The sequence below is a fragment of the Bacteroides sp. MSK.20.12 genome, assembly GCF_019052435.1.
Taxonomy (GTDB): Bacteria; Bacteroidota; Bacteroidia; order Bacteroidales; family Bacteroidaceae; genus Bacteroides; species Bacteroides xylanisolvens.
In genome coordinates this window covers 82,610-106,713 of sequence record NZ_JAHQVH010000002.1, presented here as the reverse complement: position 1 = coordinate 106,713, position 24,104 = coordinate 82,610, and the positions used below count along the sequence as shown (strand labels likewise).

Below are 24,104 nucleotides of genomic sequence, written 5' to 3'. Positions count from 1 at the left end.
TCTATGATAAATTCCCTACTTTTGTAGACAAAGATAAACTAATTCGGATCATTCATCCTCAAACGAATTTAAATAGCAGATATGAGTCCAGCCGTTATATCTATCACTATTGTGGCATACTTTATAATCCTGTTCACTATCTCTTATATAGCAGGACGCAAAGCTGACAATGAAGGGTTCTTCGTAGGAAACCGTAAATCGGCATGGTATGTTGTTGCTTTTGCCATGATTGGTTCCACCATTTCGGGAGTTACTTTTGTATCTGTTCCGGGCATGGTACAAGCCAGTAGTTTCTCTTATCTGCAAATGGTACTCGGCTTTATAGTCGGACAGTTTATTATCGCCTTTGTGCTTGTTCCACTGTTCTATCGGATGAATCTGGTTTCTATCTATGAATATTTGGAGAACAGATTCGGAGATTCATCCTATAAAACAGGAGCATGGTTCTTCTTTATCTCAAAGATGCTGGGAGCTGCCGTTCGACTATTTCTGGTATGCCTGACGCTGCAACTGCTGATCTTCGAGCCTTTCCATCTTCCTTTCCTGTTGAATGTCATGCTTACCGTATTTATCGTATGGCTCTATACTTTCCGGGGCGGAGTGAAATCATTGATTTGGACGGATGTATTGAAAACATTCTGCCTGGTAGTCTCTGTGGTACTATGTATCTATTATATAGCCTCCAACTTGCACCTCAACTTTAGCGGCCTGGTTACTACCATATCAGATAGTGACTTTTCCAAGACATTCTTTTTTGACGACGTGAACGACAAACGCTATTTCTTCAAACAGTTCCTGGCAGGAGTGTTCACTGTCATTGCCATGAACGGGCTCGACCAGGATATGATGCAACGCAATCTTAGTTGCAAGAATTTCCGGGATTCTCAAAAGAATATGATTACAAGCGGTATCTCACAATTCTTTGTCATTCTGCTTTTTCTGATGCTGGGAGTACTATTATATACGTTTACAGCACAACAAGGCATTGGGAATCCGGAAAAAAGCGACGAGTTGTTTCCGATGATTGCTACCGGAAATTATTTTCCCGGCATAGTCGGAATATTATTCATTATCGGACTGATAGCCTCCGCCTATTCTGCAGCGGGTTCTGCCTTGACGGCACTGACCACTTCCTTTACTGTAGATATTTTACATGCACAGAAAAAAGGAGAGGCGGCACTTAGCCAAATACGCAAACATGTACATATCGGTATGGCAGTTGTGATGGGAGCAGTCATTTTCGTATTCAATCTGCTGAACAACACCAGTGTGATTGATGCGATTTACACATTGGCCAGTTATACGTATGGCCCTATCTTAGGACTGTTCGCTTTCGGCATCTTCACCAAGAAACAAGTTTATGATAAATATATTCCGTTGGTAGCTATCGCTTCTCCTATTCTTTGCTATATCCTGCAAAGAAATTCGGAAGCATGGCTCAACGGTTACCAAATTAGTTACGAGTTGTTGATAATCAATGCCCTGTTCACATTCCTTGGACTTTGTTTGTTCATCAAAAAACAAGACAAAGAAACATCTTACACAACTCATACTACAAAACAAGAAGTAAAATAATGAAAACAACAATCAACTGTTTTCTTCCTTTCAGCCGGTTGGAAGAAACTATGCAAACAGTTAAGGAGTTACGTGCATCGACGCTGGTAGACAAAATTTATTTATTAGCATCGCCAATTACCAATGTCTGTATTCCCGGATGCGAACTCATCTCTGTAGAGAAAATGCAGTCTACACAAGCGATGCGAGCTATTGCAGAACATTCTGATAAAACATATACCTTGCTCTATACCAAACACACTGCACTAAAAATAGGCATGTTCGCTCTTGAAAGAATGGTTCAAGTAATGGAAATGACCCAAGCTGCTATGGTATATGCAGACCATTACCAACAGATAGACGGTGTGCAAAAAACAGCTCCGGTCATTGATTACCAACCCGGTAGCCTGCGTGACGACTTCAATTTCGGCTCGGTTCTACTGTTCAATGCCAACGCATTCAAGGAAGTTATAGAAAATACAGAAGAGGAATATCAATATGCAGGTTTGTATGATTTGAGACTCAAAATATCCCAAAAGAGCAAACTGGTACACATCAACGAATATTTATATACCGAAGTAGAAAGTGACAAGCGGAAAAGCGGTGAGAAGCAGTTCGATTATGTAGACCCTAAAAACCGTCAGGTACAGATTGAAATGGAACAGGCATGCACCAACCATTTGAAGGAAATTGGCGGATATCTTTATCCTATCTTCCGTCCCGTAGACTTTTCTTCCCACACTTTTGAATATGAAGCTTCTGTCATTATACCCGTACGCAACCGTATTCGCACAGTCAAAGATGCCGTACGCTCGGCACTGAACCAGCAAACGACCTTTCCGTTCAATGTCATTGTCATCGACAATCATTCGACAGACGGAACCAGTGAAGTTCTCCGTGAACTTAGTTCGGACAAGCGACTGATTCACGTCATTCCCGAAAGAGATGACCTCGGTATAGGCGGATGTTGGAACATAGGTATCCATCACGAGAAATGCGGAAAGTTTGCCGTCCAACTTGATAGCGATGACGTGTATAAAGACGAACATAGCCTGCAAATCATCATTGATACTTTCTATACACAGAAATGTGCAATGGTAATCGGCACTTATATGATGACTAACTTTGATATGCAGGAAATTGCCCCCGGCATCATCGATCATAAGGAATGGACGCCCGACAACGGACGAAATAATGCATTACGTATCAACGGTCTGGGAGCTCCCCGTGCATTCTACACGCCCATTCTTCGGGAAATCAAAGTCCCGAACACAAGCTATGGAGAAGATTATGCCCTTGGATTGAAAATTTCACACGATTATCAGATAGGCAGAATATACGACGTGATTTACCTTTGTCGCCGTTGGGAAGGCAACTCGGATGCTGCACTGCCTGTTGAGAAAATCAACCAGAATAATCTATATAAAGACCGGCTTCGTACGTGGGAATTGGAACAGCGCATCCTGCAACAAAAAACGACATTAGAGGAAATTCAGCAAAGTATCGAACAGTTATTCCAAAAGCAAACTCTTTCTTGGGAACTAGCCAAAGAAAATTACCAAGCACTGGAACAGTATCGGTCACGAACAAAAAAAATATCCAAGTGGTTTGGTAACAATTGTTTAAGTGCGAAACTATTCTTTAATCCGAAACGTATTCTTTCGGCTACCGCACAGACAGATACTGCCTCCATTCACTCACGGCCTTGCTTCCTCTGCCAAACAAACCGACCGCAGGAACAAGAGTTCATCAGTTACAGGAATTATCAGATACTGGTTAATCCCTATCCCATATTTAAACACCACTTTACAATTGTAGATAAGGAACACAAGTCACAATCCATAGCCAGGCGTTTTAAAGATATGATAGAACTCACCGACATTATGGAAGAATACTTCCTTTTGTATAATGGACCGGAATCTGGAGCTTCCGCTCCCGATCATGCCCATTTTCAAGCTTGCAGTAAAGAGGAAAGAATGCAAGGACCATATTGCGATCACATAGATTTAATAGATAACGACAAGGTGCAAATTAGTTATGAAGATTTCCCGTACAGTTTCATCAGGATTCAGGCGAAAAACAAGACAACAATGTCGAAAACCTTTCATCTGATTTACGACATTTTAGCTGCCAATAATAACGGAAAAGAACCAATGATGAATATTCTTGCCTGGTATGGTTTGGAACGCACCAAAGAGGATTTTGGAAAGAACTATGACGATGAATTTGAGTCAGTGGCCGAACACCCTTACAATTGTATTATCTTCTTACGCAGCAAACATCGTCCTGACTGCTATTACGCAAAAGGGGACGAACAAATTATCATCAGTCCTGCTATTGCTGAAATGAACGGCATATTCCCTATAGTACGTGAAGAGGATATGGAGAAACTGACTCCTGAAAAGGTATATGAGATCTATCGGGAAATATCTATATCCAAAGAAAAACTGCAAAAAATATTAGAACGTATTAAGGCTGTATTATGACTCAACCTCAAATAACAGTTGGTATCCTTTCCGGGAAAGAGATTGAATTCTCTTTCCCGGTGAAATTTAGTTCTTCTGTCGGAACGGAAATTTCCGGGACACAGAAAGTTATTTATCAGGATGGGAAGATTCATTGGCAAGGGAAAGAGTACGACGAATTATCCTTCATTCCTCCACAAAATGCACATGCTTTCTTTGAACTGAAAGATGTGACCATCGGAATCAACTTCCATTGGGAACGCAAAGAAGTCCAGAAATTCAAAGGGGAATTAAAGATTATCATCGAAGGAGAACAACTAACCGCCATCAATGTGATTTCCATTGAAGAATATCTTACCAGTGTAATTTCATCAGAGATGAGCGCAACAGCTTCTTTAGAACTACTAAAGGCTCACGCCGTCATCTCCCGAAGCTGGCTACTCGAAAAAAATAAAGAATTAAGAATGAAAAATGAAGAATTTAAAAGAACTTTGCAAAAAGACAGCGCAGCCAATTCTTCATTCTTCATTCCTAATTCTTCATTTATTAAGTGGTATGACCATGAAGCACATAGAAATTTCGATGTATGTGCCGATGATCATTGCCAGCGTTATCAGGGAATTACACGAGCCTCAACACCACAAGCCATCGAAGCAGTCTCCGCCACGCGGGGGGAAGTGCTGATGTATAAAGGAGCGATTTGTGATGCCCGTTTCTCTAAATGTTGTGGCGGAGCTTTTGAAGAGTTCCAAAATTGTTGGGAAAACATAAAGCATCCTTATCTAATCAGACAACGGGATAGCAAGACTGAAAAACAACTTCCCGATTTGACCATAGAGGCGGAAGCTGATAAATGGATACGTACCTCACCTGTTGCTTTTTGTAATACGCAGGATAAGAAAATTCTAAGCCAAGTACTAAACAACTACGATCAGGAAACAGCAGACTTCTATCGTTGGAAAGTCAGTTATTCGCAGCAGGAGCTTTCAGAACTGATTCATCAACGTTCAGGGATTGATTTCGGACAAATCATTGATTTAATTCCTGTAGAACGGGGAACATCCGGACGTCTTGTCCGATTGAAAATTGTAGGAACCTTGCGAACGCTTATTATCGGGAAAGAACTGGAAATACGCCGTACCTTATCTACTTCCCATCTGTATAGTTCCGCCTTCGTAGTAGACAAGGAATATGAGGAAAAAGGACATAAAGAGGATAAAATCCCTTCACGATTCATCCTTACCGGAGCCGGATGGGGGCATGGAGTAGGACTTTGCCAGATTGGTGCTGCCGTAATGGGAGAGCAAGGTTACAAATATGAAGAAATACTGTCTCACTATTACCCCGGCAGTACACTCGAAAAACAATATCAATAAAAAAGAATAATACCATGACAACACCCACTACAAAAAGAAATCCCTGGAGCTGGATACCCACCCTCTACTTCGCAGAAGGGCTGCCATACGTAGCGGTAATGACGATTGCTGTTATCATGTACAAGCGTTTGGGATTATCCAATACGGAAATAGCCTTATATACTTCCTGGCTCTATCTTCCCTGGACTATCAAACCGCTATGGAGTCCTTTCGTCGACCTGGTGAAAACGAAACGCGCCTGGATTATTGCCATGCAAGGTTTCATCGCTGCCGGATTTGCGGGGATAGCCTTCTTTATTCCGACTGCCCATTATGTACAGTTGACTCTTGCTTTTTTCTGGCTGCTGGCGTTCAGTTCCGCTACGCATGACATCGCAGCAGACGGTTTCTATATGCTCGGGCTCAATAATAAAGAACAATCTTTCTTTGTCGGTATTCGAAATACGTTTTACCGGCTTGCCAATATTTTCGGGCAGGGAATTCTAGTCATGCTGGCAGGATGGCTGGAAACATCACAGAACAATATTCCCTTGGCATGGAGTATTACATTCTACCTCCTTGCCGGATTATTTCTGGCTCTTACTATCTATCATCGACTTATCCTCCCCCATCCTGATTCGGACATTAAACGTCCCGGACTCACACCGGGTAAGTTGTTGGGGGATTTTCTCCTGACCTTTGTCACATTCTTTCAGAAAAAGAACCTCGGTCTCATGTTCTTTTTCCTCCTCACCTATCGGTTGGGAGAATCACAGTTAGCCAAAATAGCTTCTCCTTTCCTGCTCGACACGACCGATAAAGGTGGACTGGGTTTATCCACAGCAACTGTCGGAATGATCTACGGTACCATAGGTGTCATAGCTTTATTGCTCGGTGGAATCATTAGTGGTTTCCTCGTTTCCCGTGACGGATTCAAGAAATGGATATTACCCATGGCATTAGCCATCAACATTCCCGATCTATTATATGTATGGATGGCTGCCGCCACCCCGGACAATCCTATATTTATAGCCATTTGTGTAGCGATCGAACAGTTGGGGTATGGTTTCGGCTTTACCGCTTATATGCTATATCTGATTTATATAGCGGAAGGTGAACACAAAACGGCGCACTATGCTATCGGAACCGGATTTATGGCACTGGGCATGATGATTCCCGGTATGCCTGCCGGATGGATACAGGAACATCTCGGATACACAAACTTCTTTATCTGGGTTTGTATTTGTACCCTGCCCGGTATCGTCGCCTCATTAATGATTCGCAACCGACTGGAGGATTCTTTCGGAAAGAAACAATAAAAAACTCAAAGATATGATACTCATTGCAGATAGTGGTTCTACCAAAACCGACTGGTGCATCGTTTTCAACGGCACCCCAATCAAACGAATTGGAACGAAAGGGATTAATCCCTTCTTCCAATCAGAAGAAGAAATTCAACAAGAGCTGACACATTCCCTCCTGCCACAACTACCGGAAGGAACAATCAACTCCGTCTTTTTTTATGGTGCAGGATGCACTCCCGAAAAGGCTCCCGTCCTCCGGCGGGCTATTGCCGACAGCCTGCCCGTCATCGGGAACATCAAAGCCAACTCGGATATGCTTGCCGCTGCCCGCGGACTATGCGGACATGAAGCTGGGATTGCCTGCATCCTCGGCACAGGTTCCAATTCCTGTTTCTACAACGGTGAAGAGATTGTCAACAACATCTCCCCTCTTGGATTCATTCTGGGAGATGAAGGAAGCGGCGCAGTCTTAGGAAAACTATTGGTAGGCGATGTACTGAAAAACCAGCTTCCACCCGCCATCAAAGAAGCTTTCTTAAAACATTTCGACCTGACGGCTCCCGAAATCATCGACCGCGTTTACCGCCAACCCTTTCCGAACCGTTTTCTGGCTAGTCTCTCCCCTTTCCTTGCACAGCATCTGGAAGAACCGGCTATCCGTTCACTAGTGCTCAACAGCTTTATCGCTTTTCTCCGCAGAAACGTGATGCAATATGATTATAAGCAATATCCGGTACATTTTATTGGTTCCGTAGCTCACTGTTACAAGGAGGTTTTGCAGGAGGCTGCGCAAACAACAGGTATTCAGATCGGTAAGATTCTTCAAAGTCCGATGGAAGGACTGATTCAATACCATCAACAATAATTCTTTTACCTATTGTAATTTATAACCAGTAATTATAAAAATGCAGATAACCGAACAACCGTCACTTTACGATCATCTGGAAAAGAAATCTGTGCGAGAGATATTAGAAGATATCAACCAGGAAGATCAGAAAGTAGCATTAGCCGTACAAAAGGCTATTCCACAAATTGAAGAGCTTGTCAATCAGATTGTGCCCCGCATGAAACAAGGCGGACGCATCTTTTATATGGGGGCCGGTACAAGCGGTCGCCTGGGAGTATTGGATGCTTCCGAAATTCCTCCTACTTTCGGTATGTCTCCCAACTGGATTATCGGACTGATTGCAGGAGGCGATACAGCCCTGCGCAATCCGGTAGAAGGAGCCGAAGATGATGAAAATCGCGGCTGGGAAGAACTCGTCGAACACCAGATCAACGAAAAAGACACCGTTATCGGCATTGCCGCTTCCGGCACTACCCCGTACGTAATCGGTGCTTTGCGGGAAGCCCGTAAACACGGTGTCCTGACAGGTTGTATCACCAGTAATCCCGATTCTCCAATGGCAGCAGAAGCGGATGTAGCCATCGAAATGATTGTAGGGCCGGAATATGTGACAGGCAGTTCCCGGATGAAATCGGGTACCGGACAGAAAATGATTCTGAATATGATTAGCACCTCTGTCATGATTCAACTCGGACGGGTGAAAGGAAATAAGATGGTAAACATGCAGCTTAGTAATCATAAACTGGTAGAAAGAGGCACCAGGATGATTATGGAGGAACTAGGATTAAATCATGACCATGCACAAAAATTGTTACTGTTACACGGTTCGGTTAAGAATGCAATTGACGCTTACCGATATTCTCAAGATCATTAAAATCTCTACTTACTCTTGTTTAACCAACTTATATTATACGCATCACATACCAATCTTATTAATACGGAATATGACACATTAACCATCATTATTCATCCGACAGCCTCATAGATACAATACAAAAAGATTTTGAAACAAAATCAAAAACATTTATTGAACAAAGCAGTTTGTTCACACTTCTTCATTTTATCTCCGAAGAAAAAACTTCAAGAAAAAGTAGATTGGTATCAACAGTATAAATAATTGAAACATACCCAAAGCCCGTTCTTATCAATACCAACTATCTTTGCATCGTGTCACAGTACAGACAAAAAATAAACCATTTTTGGAATTTAAGACACAAAGAAAATAATTTCATTAAATATAGTATTTATGAAGAAGGATATTTGCATCATTTTGAGCCTGCTGTTATATACTTTTCAATTACCAATTATCTGCAAAGTAGAATATCCGATTACAGTGAAACGTAAGATCAATGATTAACAACAAATTATTAAATATTGAAACCATGAAAAGATTATTTCTATTCTTCTACCTCTCTGTTGTGAGTATAGCGGCATTTGCCGCTGAACAATTTGTAATATTCACACCGGCCGGTAATCATTTTCCGTTGATTGCCAACGGAGTTCCTTGTCCGATATATGTAGATTCTTCCGAAGACAAAGGGGTAATGATAGCTGTCGGCAATCTTCAACAAGATATACTGCAAGTATGCGGAACGAAGCCTGTGCTCTTAACAAACGTAAGTTCGAAACACTGTGTCATTGTAGGTACCTATAGTACTCCTTTTGTAAAAAAACTGATAGCTGCAAACAAAATAGATAAAAAAGAGCTGGAAGGGAAAAACGAGAAATATATCCTGCAAGTTGTCACTAATCCCTGTGAAGGAGTAGATGAAGCAGTGGTTATCATCGGCAGCGACAGACGCGGTACGATCTATGGTATCTATGAACTTTCCGAACAAATAGGGGTATCTCCCTGGTATTGGTGGGCAGACGTCCCTATCCGAAAGCAACAGAATGTATATGTAAAGCCGGGACAGTATACAGACGGAGAACCTGCGGTGACCTACCGCGGCATCTTCCTCAATGATGAAGCGCCCTGTCTGACCGGTTGGGTAAAACAGACCTACGGCACAAACTATGGTGACCACCGTTTTTATACACAAGTTTGCGAATTGATACTACGCCTGAAAGGTAATTTCCTTTGGCCCGCCATGTGGAGCTGGGCTTTCTATGCTGACGACCCGCAGAATAGTAAGACTGCTGATGAAATGGGAATCATCATCGGCACGTCCCACCACGAACCGATGGCACGCAACCATCAAGAATGGTCACGCAAGCGCAAAGAATATGGAGCATGGGATTATGCGACCAATCAAAAAGTGATCGATCAGTTTTTCCGTGAAGGCATCGAACGGATGCAGGGCACAGAAGATATCGTAACCATCGGTATGCGCGGAGACGGTGACGCAGCCATGAGCGAAAACACCAACGTGAAACTGCTGGAAAATGTAGTCAAAAATCAACGCAAGATTATTGAAGAAGTCACCAAACGTCCTGCCAAAGAAACCCCGCAAGTCTGGGCACTATACAAAGAAGTACTGGATTACTATGATAAAGGTATGCGTGTGCCCGATGATGTTATCATGCTATTATGTGATGACAATTGGGGCAATGTATGCCGTCTGCCAAATGCCAAGGAACGTAAGCATCCGGGCGGTTGGGGCATGTATTACCATGTAGACTACGTAGGTGCTCCGAGAAACTCCAAATGGCTGAACGTAACCCCTATACAAAATATGTGGGAGCAACTTCAACTCACATACGATTACGGAGTAGAAAAGCTGTGGATACTGAATGTAGGCGATTTGAAACCAATGGAATATCCGATCACGCTTTTCATGGATATGGCATGGAATCCCAAGCAATTCAACGTCTCTAACTTGCTGGATCATCCCCGTCGTTTCTGCGCACAGCAGTTTGGCGAAGATCAAGCGGATGAAGCTATGCGAATCTTAAACCTGTACAGCAAATATAACGGTCGCGTAACGGGAGAAATGCTCGACCGGAATACTTATAACCTGGAGACCGGCGAATGGAAACAAGTATCTGATGAATATCTGAAACTGGAAGCGGAAGCTTTGAGACAATACATATCATTGAAACCAGAATATAAAGATGCCTACAAGCAATTAATCCTCTTCCCTGTTCAAGCCATGGCAAACCTGTACGAGATGTATTATGCACAAGCCATGAACCATAAATTGTACAAAGAAAACAATCCGCAAGCTAACGAATGGGCAGATAAAGTGGAACAGGCTTTTGCACGGGATAAAGCGTTGAGTGACGATTATAACAACGTTATGTCCGGCGGCAAATGGAAGAACATGATGATTCAGAAACATATCGGTTATACCTCATGGAATGATAATTTCCCCGCTGATACACTACCACAAACCTACCGAATCGAAAATCCGGAAAAGGCTGTCGGTGGATACGTCTTCACCGGGAAAGACGGATATGTAGCTATGGAGGCCGAACACTATTACAGCACTAAAGCAGCACCAAGTACGGAATGGACAGTGATCCCCTACATGGGACGAACCCTTAGCGGCATGGCTCTGATGCCTTATACCCAGCCGACCGACGGAGCTTCTATCTCCTACAAAATAAAATTGCCTAAAGGAGTCGACAAAGTGACTGTTCACGTGATAGTGAAATCGACTCTTGCTTTCCACGACCGGAAAGGGCATGAGTACAGTATCGGATTCGAAGGGGCGAAGGAACAGACTATCAATTTCAATCAGAATTTGAATGAACTTCCCGAAAATGTGTATAGCATATACTATCCGACAGTTGCAAGACGTATCGTCGAGAAAAAGGTCAAACTGAATGTGCCGAATACATCAGACGGCATGCAGACACTAATTTTCAAACCTCTTGATCCGGGCATCGTACTGGAAAAGTTGGTTGTAGACTACGGAGGCTACAAGAAATCTTATCTGTTTATGAATGAATCGAAAAGCAAGAGAGATAATAGATAAAAAGATCAATGTAGAGACAAGTCAATTACTACACACTGATTATATTTACATATAAATTTTGCAGTTCTTATTGTCAGCCGTCATTCCTATTCATTAGATAAATGATTTTCAACCCATTAGATGCTGACAATAAGCCCTGACAATAGGCTGACAATAACATTTTATAAGTTTTATTGTCAGCCTATTATTTTATGATTTTGCTCTCCCATATCTCCTATCCAGCTTTACTTACTTTTCAAGAAAAGCCTCCATTAAACATCCGTCATACAACCGGCATACTTATATCATTCAATAACTATTGTTCGATCAGGATACCGGTATACTTAATTCTTCACGGCCGTGGTAGCTTCTTCCCACAGCCGTGACGAGTTCCTACCACGGCCGTGGGAAGATCTTGTCACGGCCGTGGGAAATTAATGATACCGGTACTTTAATGGAACGATACCGGCATCCCAACGCAACTATACCAGCTTCCCTTCTTATACCTCCCTACTTAATCAGCTTGCAAACAAGCTACTTGACAAGAGGGCAAGGCTGATAATAAATCAAAAAGAAACCGGCAGTTATTATTTTATCATTTGGAACATACAACATATATATTAGTAACATAAATATGGAAAGAAGTTACTTCCAAGGTAGATTTCAGAAACAGTTTTTTGCCTTTTGTATTGGGAAATGAGCTACCTTTGCTACAAATCCATACAATATGAACAGAAACACTTTTTTTGTATTATTCCTATTAATAAGCAACCTTGTTTCAGGACAGGACCTGAAACTGTGGTATAGTCAACCTGCACAAAATTGGTCGGAAGCTCTCCCTATTGGCAACTCCCGTCTTGGAGCCATGGTATATGGCGGAATCGAACGCGAAGAATTACAACTCAACGAAGAAACATTTTGGGCAGGTTCTCCATACAATAATAATAACCCGAATGCCGTACATGTGCTACCGGTTGTACGCAAACTGATTTTTGAAGGGAGAAACAAGGAAGCGCAAAGACTCATTGACGCCAACTTCTTAACCCAGCAACACGGAATGAGCTATCTGACATTAGGTAGTCTTTACCTGGAATTTCCGGAACACCAAAACGCATCCGGCTTTTACCGCGATCTGAATCTGGAGAATGCAACGACAACTACCCGTTATCAAGTGGATGACGTCACTTATACCCGTACCACTTTTGCATCATTTACTGATAATGTCATTATTATGCATATCAAAGCAAGTAAAGCAAACGCACTGAACTTTACTATTGCATATAACTTCCCTCTAGTACATAAGGTGAATGTTCAGAATGATCAGCTGACCGTCACCTGTCAAGGGAAAGAGCAGGAAGGTTTGAAAGCCGCACTACGGGCAGAATGTCAAATCCAGGTAAAAACGAATGGCACTCTCCGCCCGGCAGGAAATACGCTCCAAATTAATGAAGGAACAGAAGCCACCCTTTATATATCGGCAGCAACCAACTACGTAAACTACCAGGATGTCAGCGCCAATGAATCCCGACGGACCAGCGAATATCTGAAAAGAGCAATGCAAATACCTTACGAAAAAGCTCTCAAAAGCCATATCGCTTATTATAAAAAACAATTTGACCGTGTACGCCTTACATTACCGACAGGCAAAGCTTCCCAACTGGAGACTCCCAAACGAATTGAAAACTTCGGAAATGGGGAAGACATGGCAATGGCAGCTCTACTTTTCCATTATGGACGTTATCTGCTGATTTCTTCTTCGCAACCGGGTGGGCAACCGGCTAATCTGCAAGGTATATGGAACAACAGTACTCATGCACCTTGGGATAGTAAATACACCATCAACATTAATACAGAAATGAACTATTGGCCGGCAGAAGTCACTAATTTAAGTGAAACACATAGTCCGCTATTCTCTATGTTGAAAGATTTATCCGTCACAGGAGCAGAAACAGCCCGAACTATGTATGATTGTAGGGGATGGATGGCGCATCATAATACTGATTTATGGCGAATTTGCGGAGTTGTAGACTTTGCTGCAGCCGGAATGTGGCCTAGTGGGGGAGCCTGGTTAGCACAACATATCTGGCAACATTACCTCTTTACAGGAAATAAAGAGTTCCTGAAAGAGTACTATCCCATCCTGAAAGGAACAGCGCAGTTCTACATGGATTTCTTGGTAGAACATCCAGTGTATAAATGGTTGGTAGTGTCGCCTTCTGTGTCACCGGAACACGGTCCTATCACGGCAGGTTGCACCATGGATAACCAGATTGCCTTTGATGCACTGCATAATACCTTATTGGCTTCATACATCGCAGGTGAAGCCCCTTCTTTCCAAGACTCCCTCAAACAAACACTAGAGAAGTTGCCACCTATGCAAATAGGAAAACATAACCAACTACAAGAATGGCTTGAAGATGTTGACAATCCCAAGGACGAGCACCGTCATATTTCACATTTGTACGGGCTATATCCGAGTAATCAAATTTCTCCATACTCGAATCCCGAGTTATTCCAGGCAGCAAGAAACACATTGCTGCAACGCGGTGATAAGGCTACCGGTTGGAGTATCGGCTGGAAAGTCAATTTCTGGGCACGCATGCTGGATGGAAACCATGCCTTCCAGATCATCAAAAATATGATTCAACTATTGCCCAACGATCACTTGGCTAAAGAATATCCGAACGGGCGTACCTATCCCAATATGCTGGATGCCCATCCGCCTTTCCAGATTGACGGTAATTTCGGTTATACAGCCGGAGTAGCGGAAATGTTGCTCCAAAGTCATGACGGTGCCGTGCATTTATTGCCAGCATTGCCTGATGCATGGGAAGAAGGAAGTGTGAAGGGGCTGGTGGCACGTGGAAACTTTACTGTCGATATGGACTGGAAAAACAATATGTTAAATAAAGCGATCATCCGATCGAATATAGGCGGTACGCTCCGCATCCGGTCTTATGTCCCACTGAAAGGGAAAGGCTTAAAACAAGTAAACGGGAAAGAGTGCTCAAATAGATTATTCGCCACCACTCCTATCAAACGGCCTCTTGTAGCCAAAGGGGTAAGTGCGCAATCTCCCAAACTGCAGAAGGTTTATGAATATGACATCGAAACAAAGGCGGGTAAAACCTATATTGTAAATACAATCGAAGGAAAACAATAATACAGAAGAAGGGATAAATCTTTTCTCATGTTACATTATTTACAAACGATGTTACAACATCCGATTGTACTCCCGGAGCCTAATGAAAATATTCATTTTTTATTAGGTTATATTTAGGTTTTTAGTTTTCTTTGTACAACAAACAACGATCTATAACTATGAAAAATGTATTCACTTTTCTATTATTATTGTTTTCTTTGTTATGCAACGGACAATCTCCTAAGTTATTCACTACTGACAAAGAACTCTCCAGTAGTCTGATTAATCAAATATATCAAGACCGGAACGGCTTCATTTGGATTGCAACAGAAGATGGTCTGAACCGTTATGACGGTGCTAAATTTACCATATACAAACATGAACCCAATAATGAACATTCGTTAGCCCACAATTTTGTTCGTACTGTTTTTGAAGACAGCAAAGGTCATTTGCTTATCGGCACATATATAGGAATTCAAATGTATGATCCGGCCACGGACAATTTTACTCCACTTGCCAAATTGGAAGATACCGGAGAAACGCTTGAAAGCAACATTAATTCTTTCATAGAGCGAAAAAACGGAGAGATATGGGTATCCGGAAATGTGTTGTGCAAGCTGGACATCAAAGACCATCTGTTGACTGTCCGGAAAGTCGATATTGCAGTCACTTCACCCGGAAGCCTGTTTGAAGATAAAAAACAAAATGTATGGATGGCAAAAGGGGAAGAAGGAGTATATCAACTCACTCCCGACAATCAGCTTACGTTACACTTGTCTAAAGACAACGGATACGTCAAAAGTATATGTGAGGATCAACGAGGCAACATCTATGTAGGAAGTATACGAAAAGGACTATTCATTTACGATAAAGAACGTAAAACCTTTGTTCCAATCGATTTGAAAGAGAAAGGCGAGCTTCCTGTTTGTTTCCTTTATTCCGGGATACCCAATGAATTGTATATCGGCACTGACGGCAAGGGAGTAGTCATTTATAATATCCGAACACACGAAATCTCCGAATACAAGTTTGACAATAATTATTTCGATTCGGGGAACTCGAAAATACACTCCATCCTAAAGGACAATTCGGGTAACTTATGGTTAGCTGTTTATCAGAAAGGAGTTATATTAATCCCAGCCCGCACCAACAGCTTTAAGTATATCGGACATAAATCAACAGATAAAAATTGCATAGGCTCCTGTTGCATTACTTCGTTCTGCAAAGATAATAACGGGACTCTATGGGTGGGAACGGATAACGACGGTATTTATGCCCTTACAGAAAAATTGGAGCCGGCAAAACATTTCTCACACACCACCCATCCTCATTCAGTACCCTCAACTGTTATTAAATTGTATGAAGACTCCGAACACAATATGTGGATTGGTTCATTTATCAACGGTATGGGAAAGCTGAACAAACAGACAGGATTATGCGATTACCAGTACAAACTGGTAGATAAGAACAACAACTATATACAACGTGTATATGATTTCGCAGAAGATAAAAACAAGCGTCTTTGGATTGCGACAATGGGATTCGGTTTGTTCTACTATGACCTGAAAACGAAAGAATTTACATCCGTACAATCTCAGACATCTCTAATCAACGAATGGATAGGTTGCCTGCACTATTCCGATGATAATAAACTGTATGTCGGAACTTATGACGGCGTCAACTGTATAGACCTTGACAGTCCTGATTTTCAAAGTCATAAGATACTCTCACAAAATGTTATTTATTCAATCTTTGAAGATGCCGACGGAGTTGTCTGGTTGGGCAGTTCCGAAGGATTATCCGGTTGGAATAAAAAAACGAAAGAACTAACCACTTATACTACTGCAGACGGATTGCCCAGTAATACAATATATGCCATACAAGGAGACGGAAAAGATTTTCTTTGGATAAGCACCAATGCCGGAATTTCCCAATTCCAAAAGAAAAACAACAAATTTATCAATTATTATGTCAGCGACGGATTACAGGGAAATGAGTTCTACAAGAATGCCTCCTTCAAAGATAAACAAGGTATTATCTGGTTTGGCGGAATGAATGGTATCACCTATTTCAATCCGCAAGACATTATCAATCCGGCAAAAACATGGAATATCCGAATTACCGACTTTTTCCTGCATAACAATCCGGTTAGAAAAGGAATGAAATCCGGTATTCACAATATTATCAACTGCCCTGTATTCAACGCAAAAGAGTTTTATCTATCCCATAAAGACAATGTGTTCAGTATCGAGTTTGCCACTCTGGAATTAAATGCCCCCGAACACATCAACTACCTTTATTCTATCAACGATGAAAAATGGATTAGTTTGCCCAAAGGTGTAAACCGTATCTCATTCAGCAATCTGAAACCCGGTACCTATAACTTTAAAATCAGAGCAAAAGACAACACTGTGTATTCAAATATAAAAGAAATTACCATCTTTATATCTCCTGCATGGTATGCTTCATGGTGGGCCAAAGTTATCTACTCCTTATTATTACTGACCATTATATTTATCATTATTCTTCAGATCAGACATCGGTACAGAATGCATCAGGAAATGCTGCAACATATCCATACCGAACAAATCAATGAAGCAAAATTGCAGTTCTTTATCAACATCTCTCACGAGATACGCACTCCGATGTCTCTAATCATCAGTCCTCTACAGAAACTGATTAAGAATGAGGAGAACAATGAACGCCTGAAAATATATCATATTATCTACAGAAATGCGGAACGTATGCTGAATCTTGTCAATCAACTAATGGATATTCGGAAAATTGATAAAGGACAAATGTTCCTGATGTTCCGGGAGACCAATATTATTCCTTTTATAGAAGATTTATGTACAACTTTCGGTCAACAGGCAAATACAAAAAATATCCAGCTACAACTTCACAGTACGCTCCGGGAACTGAATGTATGGGTAGACACAGGTAATTTTGATAAGATTATCCTGAATATTCTGTCTAATGCCTTCAAGTTTACTCCTGAAAAAGGAAACATAGATATTACCATCCGTACTGGAGAAGATAATACACTGCCCGATCCCTTGAAACAATATGCCGAAATAATTATCGCGGATACCGGAACAGGCATCGATGAACAGGAAAAAGAACATATCTTCGAACGTTTCTATCAGATCCGTAACAGCCAACAGAATCCGAAAGGCGGAACAGGAATAGGATTACATCTTACTCGTTCATTAGTGGAATTACATCATGGAATTATCTATGTAGAAAATAATAAAGAACAACCGGGTTGCCGTTTTATTATCCGATTACCGTTGGGTAACAAGCATCTACGACCTGAAGAAGTTGACAACAATGAGCAAAAGGTAACAGTAGCCGTACCAACTGTTCCTGTCATCTCTCCCATTATAGAAAATGAGGAAGAAAAGAAAGTCAGGGTAAAAACTAAATATCGCGTATTAGTTGTAGAAGACGACGAAGAAATCCGAAATTATATAGCGAAGGAGTTCGGGGACAAATTTCATATCATGGAAAGCCGTAATGGTAAAGAAGCATTAGAGCAAATATTTAAAAAGGCTCCGGATTTAGTCATTAGTGACATCATGATGCCCGAAATGGACGGACTTACCTTATGCCGGAAGATCAAGCAGAATGTAAATCTCAACCATATCCCAGTCATTTTGCTTACTGCGAAAACGAGGGAAGAAGACAACCTGGAAGGTCTGAATACAGGAGCCGACGCCTATATCATGAAACCATTCAATATCGAAATTCTGCAAAAGACGGTAGAAAATCTGATTAATACACGGCAGCAGTTACGCAAAGTATTTACAGGACAGCAAAATCTGGAAAACAAGGTTCAGAAACTGGAAGTGAAATCACCCGATGAGAAATTGATGGAACGTATTATGAAAGTGATCAATGAAAACATCGGTAACCCTAACTTGACAATAGAGACAATCACCACCGAAGTAGGTATCAGCCGCGTACATCTTCACAGGAAACTCAAGGAGCTCACCAACCAGACAACCCGTGACTTTATACGTAATATACGTTTAAAAGAAGCCGCTCGTTTATTGTCCGAAAAACAGCATACCATATCCGAGATAGCCATGTTAACAGGATTCACTGATCCTAATAATTTCTCGACAACATTCAAAGAATTGTATGGAATGCCGCCTTCAATGTATATGAAAGAGCAGTTGAGTAAAAAAGAAGAGTAACCCAACTGCTCTCTAGCATGTTTATCTGTTAAACTTGTACCAATCAAAGTTAAACAGTTTGCAGCCTTTACGTCCTTTGAATACAAAATAAATATCTTGTATTCCTGTGACCGGTTTTACAATATCAGCCTGCAATGTTTTCCAGCATTCCCAACCTCCCGTTGAAGGAATAGTCAGTTCCGCAATTAATGGTCCGCTTATACTGTCTGTACGTACTTCAAGTGTTCCGCCACGAAGGGCACTGGCAACGGTAGCAGTGAACCGTTTGGGGGATTTATTGCCGAAATCCACTTCACGTACCTTTATATAATCTCCATTATGAATTTCAGATATATATATACCGGTTTTCACATTTGGTTCGGACTTCACACCTTCAGAAAAAGCGATTGTTTCAGCTTCCACCCTTTCGTAAGGATTGAGCGTACCTACCGGTGACACCCCTTCCCGGGTAGCATTAATAATCGGGAAAGTGCCGTCAGCGTTATACTTAAACTGCTCCACCGCCGCACTTCGCCCGAAACCTCCACCGCCCGGCAGCTTACCCGTATGATAGAAGAAATAAGAATTGCCTTTATAGTCTATCACTCCACAATGGTTAGTAAACGAGCCCGTATCTTGTAAAGGCATGATTTCTCCCATATACTTCCACGGACCAAGAGGTCCGCCACTCATGGAATAGGCAATATGTTCGGGGACACCTCCAGCAGCATAAAGAAGATAGTATTTTCCTTCCCGTTTATGAAGCCATGGACCTTCTGTATAAGTATCTTTATACTTAACACCTTTGACACGCTTTTCCGGATTAGGTGCACCAAAACTCTCAACAGTCTGTTCCAGTTTGCCCACTCCACCTTTCAAAGAAATCATATCTTCATTCAATTCTGCATAATAGATATTCGGATTTCCCCAATACAGATAAGCACGACCGTCATCATCAATGAAGACCGTAGGATCAATATAGTCCCAGCTTCCGTCATGAAGCGGTTTGCCGATGGCATCTTTAAAAGGACCGACAGGCGAATCGCCTACCGCCACACCGATTGCCATCGTATTGGAAAGTTTGGAATGCAGGCAGACATACCAATAAAACTTACCATTACGTTCGATGCACTGTGCTGCCCAGGCACGGTCGTCCGCCCAGTCGAATGATTCGATGGCAAGAGGAGAGCCGTGATCGGTCCAGTTCACCATATCTTTGGTAGAATACACGCGCCATTCCTGCATCCAGAAAAAATCAGCCTTATCTTCATCATGTCCCGTATAGACATACAATGTGCCATCATGCACCATAGGAGCAGGGTCTGACGTATAACAGGTTTGCACAAACGGATTTTGCGCTCCTGCCTCATGGGGTAGAGCACCTCCAAGCAGCAATAATGCCGCCACAAGTTTTGCTTTCAGATTCATATCATTTTCAATGTTTAAACAAGTGTGGAACAAACTCTTTCAGACAGCGTCTCCATGTGAGCCATTCGTGGCCGGTGCCTTGCGATTCATAATAAGCCACGTTGATGCCCAGTTTGCGGAGAGACTCCACCAACTGCTTCGTGCCCATCTGTTCGTCCGTGCCGCAGCCGAGGAAGAGATAATGCACTTTCTTGTTGAACTTACCTGCATCGGCAAACACACCGTCGAAGCACGTTTTCACGTCCAGCCCGAAAATCGCCCCGCTGAACCCGCCAATGTAGGAGAACATGTCGAGACGCGGCAACGCTGTTTGGAACGTCTGGTGTCCTCCCCACGACAAGCCTGCCATTGCACGGTGTTCGCGGTCGGTCTTGGTGCGGAATGTACGGTCTATCATCGGAATGAGGTCTTTCAAAATGACATCATAGAAAGAAGCGCCGTAAAGCGCACGCTCTTCGTTCACATCTTTCCCCGGACGCGGCACGAAGGGAGTCTCCACATCTCCGCTATCCATCACCACGAGCATGGGCACGCACTTGCCGGTGGCTATCAGGTTGTCCATGATGTAGTGCATATATCCCTGGGTGCTCCAGCCGGTTTCATCTTCTCCCATGCCGTGCTGCAAGTAGAGCACCGGATAGCGTTTTTTGGGGTGAGACTCATACTCTGCCGGTGTGTACACCATGCAACGACGAAACTCTTTCTTCGCTTCCGAATAATAGGTGCAGGAGCGCACTTGCCCATGCGACACTTGCTGCGGGCGATAGTAATCGCCCTCTGCCCCTTCGGGTATCTCGATGCCGCTCGCCATGCGGCAACAACCGAAGAAGGTGCACGAAGAGGGATCTACCACCCTGAATCCGTCTACCAACAGGAAATAATAGTGGAATCCCACCGGCAGCGGGTCGGTCTTCACGCTCCACCAGCCGTGCTCGTCCATGGCCATCTCATACTTCTTGCCGCAAACATCTGCCTGCAAGCGTTTCACATCGGGAGCGTAGCAACGGAAATAAGCACGGTTGTCCTTGTCGATACGAGGGAAGTCGCTGCCGTGCATATTGGTGGGGGCTGCCACTGTGTGCTTCCACACATCATCGGGCGAAGGAAGTTCAATGCCCATCAGGTGGAGTGCCTGTGCCGCATAGCGGCGTCCCAGCACCCGGTAACCGGCAGCATCGAAGTGAAGATGGTCGGGAGCGCAGCTCAACCCCTTGGAGGAGACAATAGCGCAGTTCTTTATCACCTGCGGCAGCATAGCAATTACCTCGTTCATGCCTGCACAAACACCACCGTGGTCGGCATTCACCACTTCACCGGCAATCAGGGGCACCTCGTCAGCCTGCAGATGAAGGTCAGCAAGCAGGTTGTCGTATACGCTCTTCACCTTTTGGGACCACTCCTTGTCACCGGTGTTCGACTCGCCCTGATGTAGAAGTATCCCTTTTATCACACCGCTTTTCTGTGCAATGCGTGCCATCTCCACCAAACGGGTATACGGGTCGTTGTCATACTCTTTCAGCGTATTCACCATCCAGTCGGGAGCTGTTTTGATATACTCCTCGCATTTGTCTTTCTGGAAAAGCTCGATCCGGCACCCGCCTATCGCCACGTGCACCACTCCGATGCGCACATGCGGGGGCAAGTTTTCTACCAAGGTCCGTCCGAAATAATCAGCCGGTGTCAGCCCGGTGTTCGGACGGCACAGCGGAGCGCGGGCGGGATACCATTCGCCTTTCACGCGTCCCAACTCTTTATTGTCTACCGCCGCCAACACTTGGAAGCGTGCATCCACCAGCGTATCTTGTGCTTCATAGCGGGCATTGCCTTCCATGTTAGACTGCCCTAGGCACAGATAAATGTAAAAGTTTGCATCCTGTGCAACCGCGCAAAGGCTTGCACACAACAAACAACTCAACAATAATAACTTCTTCATTTACTATCTTTCTATATTATATTTATTCCAACTTCATGCTGCTTATCACAATCGGCTTGCCACCAGTCGACCAGAACCCGACAATGTAGAGGTGCGACGGGTCTACCCTATTGCCGTCAGTATCTTTCATCTGCTGCAAATCTACCACCACTCTGCGTGTCTGTCCGAAATCGTAGGTGGCGGGCTTCGTCCAGTAGTCGTTCTTGTCAAAAAGGCGGAAAGAGACACCGCACTCGTTGTCGTTGCCCAATTCCACGGTCAGCCTCCGGTAGCCCGACAAGTCAAGTCCGCCGGGGTATTTCCATCCGCCAAAGCCATATTTGCCTGTCACCAAGATGCGGGTCGTTTCGTCAAAGGTGCCTTCTTCCCATATCGAAGGGTCAAACACGTCTTCCGTCAGCACAAAAGGCGAAACCACCGTCACCTGCAATGTCTGTTGCATGCTGTTTCCCGCTGCTGTGCGGTAAGTCACCGTTACCGTAGCATTGCCTGGTACCACTGCCACCAGTTTGCCAGTCGGCTCCACCTTCAGCACTTGTTCGTCCGAGCTATTGATAGTCGCCTCGGCAGTCACCATTCGCGAGGTGCCATCTTTATACACCGCCTTCACTTTCAGGTAGTGCACTCCTCCCATCTGCAACGAGCGTGTCGCCTGCTCGCCCATCAGTTCCAGTCTCTCGGGCTCGCCATTGACGGTCACTCCCTCGGCATACTCCTTGAACCAATGATACATTGCCCACGGACAGGCTTCGGGATCGTTGAGGAACGTATAGTTGCCCTCTGTACCCGGCACGTCCTTAAACGCTGCCAGCTCGTGGCTTCTTGTAGTGAAAAAGAGCCACGACACATTTCCCGCATTGTCGGCTATATATTTGAAGTTGGCGCCGAAGCCCTTGCCACCGGCTTCGCCTGTGATGCTTTTTCCCCAAGTGGCATCGTATTTCAAAGGTGCCCAGTCTATTTCCGTCACCATGATGGGGGCAATCGCCGCCACCGGACCTACTTGCGTATCCCATCCGCGCTGGAAGGGCTCGTAGCCGCCACCGGTGGAAGAGCCGATTCCCTCGCCACTGTCTTTTTCGGCATCGCTGCCATACCATCCGGGATAGCAGTGCACGGCAAAGCCGATGTTATCGCCCTCGATGCGGTGGGTGGCATACCCGGCATACTGCGACTGGTAGGCCAAGCCTGGCACCCAAATGATATTACGGCAATGGCTCCTTATCTTGTCTACAATGGACTGGAAGTAAATCTTTGCATTGGCAAAGCAGGCATCGGAGGTGCTACCATAGGCGCCGTCGGTCCCTTTGATGTTGACCGGTTCATTGGCAAGTTCGAACATGATGTCCGTATTGTTCTTCACTTTAGGATGTTGCGAAACGATGTCCCACACGTTAAGCAGGAACTGCTGATAGCTATCGCCCACCTCTATTCCCTGATAAGGAGCTTCGTTGGGGCATACCCCGGGCGGGCGCATCACCACATACATTCCCTTAGATACAAAATACTCCGCCATCGGCACAAACAGTTCGTCGAGATACTTGCGGAAACGGGTCTCGGAAAAGCGTTCGTGCCCTTCGTATCGTACAAACGGCTTTGAAGTATCATCGCTCCAATAAGGGTCGAGATGCATCCGCACGAAGTTGAACTTCCATCCGGCAGCCACAATTCCGTCTACCATACGTTTGTTATAGCTGAGACACGACTGCACGTCATAGTTAGTCCATGCGTTATCGTTAAAAAAGGGGCTGTAGGTCTGTGTAAATCCATGAAGATTGACCGTCTCGCCCTTTTCGTTTTTAAGGTAGCGCCCCTCTACGTGCAACACCGGCAACTGATGATAGTCTTTCTCCGGAGCCGGTTCGTCCTTAGGTGTTTCCGGTTCGGCAGGAATCTCCGGTTGTATAGGAAGAGAGCTTTCGTCTGAGCAAGACGCCAAAGTCATGCCTATCCACACCAGCAAATAAATTATCTTTTTCATAATGATGTTGATGTTACA

General features: G+C 43.8%; 12 protein-coding genes. 9 read left to right on the top strand and 3 right to left on the bottom strand.

What is annotated here, in order from left to right; all coding sequences use genetic code 11:
* Positions 1 to 81 precede the first annotated feature (81 nt).
* From KTR06_RS01565 to KTR06_RS01525, 9 genes are all read left to right on the top strand, one after another.
* Positions 82 to 1,575 (top strand): sodium:solute symporter, encoded by a 1,494-nt coding sequence (locus KTR06_RS01565; protein ID WP_217289895.1) that lies wholly within the window; start codon positions 82 to 84, stop codon positions 1,573 to 1,575.
* Positions 1,575 to 4,040 carry a DUF4922 domain-containing protein gene (locus tag KTR06_RS01560; RefSeq protein ID WP_217289894.1) on the top strand — a complete coding sequence of 822 codons (2,466 nt, stop codon included), beginning with the start codon at positions 1,575 to 1,577 and terminating at the stop codon, positions 4,038 to 4,040. The genes KTR06_RS01565 and KTR06_RS01560 overlap by 1 nt, the downstream gene beginning before the upstream one ends.
* Entirely contained in the window at positions 4,037 to 5,395 is a 1,359-nt protein-coding gene (locus KTR06_RS01555; protein WP_151923100.1) for a SpoIID/LytB domain-containing protein, read from the top strand. Before KTR06_RS01560 ends, KTR06_RS01555 begins: the two co-directional genes overlap by 4 nt.
* A gap of 14 nt (positions 5,396 to 5,409) precedes the next feature.
* Positions 5,410 to 6,693 carry an MFS transporter gene (locus KTR06_RS01550; RefSeq protein WP_022199305.1) on the top strand — a complete coding sequence of 428 codons (1,284 nt, stop codon included), beginning with the start codon at positions 5,410 to 5,412 and terminating at the stop codon, positions 6,691 to 6,693.
* Positions 6,694 to 6,706: 13 nt separating this feature from the next.
* On the top strand, positions 6,707 to 7,543 hold the full coding sequence (locus tag KTR06_RS01545) for an ATPase (RefSeq protein WP_151923099.1): 837 nt from the start codon (positions 6,707 to 6,709) through the stop codon (positions 7,541 to 7,543).
* A 40-nt stretch (positions 7,544 to 7,583) separates the two neighbouring features.
* A complete protein-coding gene (gene murQ, locus KTR06_RS01540) occupies positions 7,584 to 8,399 on the top strand; it encodes an N-acetylmuramic acid 6-phosphate etherase (RefSeq protein WP_008642957.1) in 816 nt (271 codons plus the stop codon).
* A 508-nt stretch (positions 8,400 to 8,907) separates the two neighbouring features.
* On the top strand, positions 8,908 to 11,445 hold the full coding sequence (locus KTR06_RS01535) for a glycosyl hydrolase 115 family protein (RefSeq protein ID WP_087317135.1): 2,538 nt from the start codon (positions 8,908 to 8,910) through the stop codon (positions 11,443 to 11,445).
* Between the two features lie 706 nt (positions 11,446 to 12,151).
* On the top strand, positions 12,152 to 14,587 hold the full coding sequence (locus KTR06_RS01530; protein WP_151923098.1) for a glycoside hydrolase N-terminal domain-containing protein: 2,436 nt from the start codon (positions 12,152 to 12,154) through the stop codon (positions 14,585 to 14,587).
* Positions 14,588 to 14,745: 158 nt separating this feature from the next.
* Complete coding sequence (locus KTR06_RS01525; RefSeq protein WP_217289893.1) at positions 14,746 to 18,765, top strand: two-component regulator propeller domain-containing protein; 4,020 nt, start codon at positions 14,746 to 14,748, stop codon at positions 18,763 to 18,765.
* A gap of 21 nt (positions 18,766 to 18,786) precedes the next feature.
* On the opposite strand, the gene KTR06_RS01520 is transcribed toward KTR06_RS01525, so the two are convergent.
* Genes KTR06_RS01520 through KTR06_RS01510 form a run of 3 tightly spaced genes read right to left on the bottom strand, consistent with a single transcriptional unit; the run spans position 18,787 to position 24,086 of the window.
* The gene (locus KTR06_RS01520) at positions 18,787 to 20,172 is read right to left on the bottom strand and encodes a glycoside hydrolase family 43 protein (RefSeq protein WP_149941895.1); all 1,386 of its coding nucleotides are present in this window, start codon (positions 20,170 to 20,172) and stop codon (positions 18,787 to 18,789) included.
* 7 nt (positions 20,173 to 20,179) lie between these two features.
* Complete coding sequence (locus tag KTR06_RS01515; protein WP_032855939.1) at positions 20,180 to 22,105, bottom strand: sialate O-acetylesterase; 1,926 nt, start codon at positions 22,103 to 22,105, stop codon at positions 20,180 to 20,182.
* A 22-nt stretch (positions 22,106 to 22,127) separates the two neighbouring features.
* On the bottom strand, positions 22,128 to 24,086 hold the full coding sequence (locus KTR06_RS01510; protein WP_099146530.1) for a cellulase family glycosylhydrolase: 1,959 nt from the start codon (positions 24,084 to 24,086) through the stop codon (positions 22,128 to 22,130).
* Between the last annotated feature and the right edge of the window lie 18 nt (positions 24,087 to 24,104).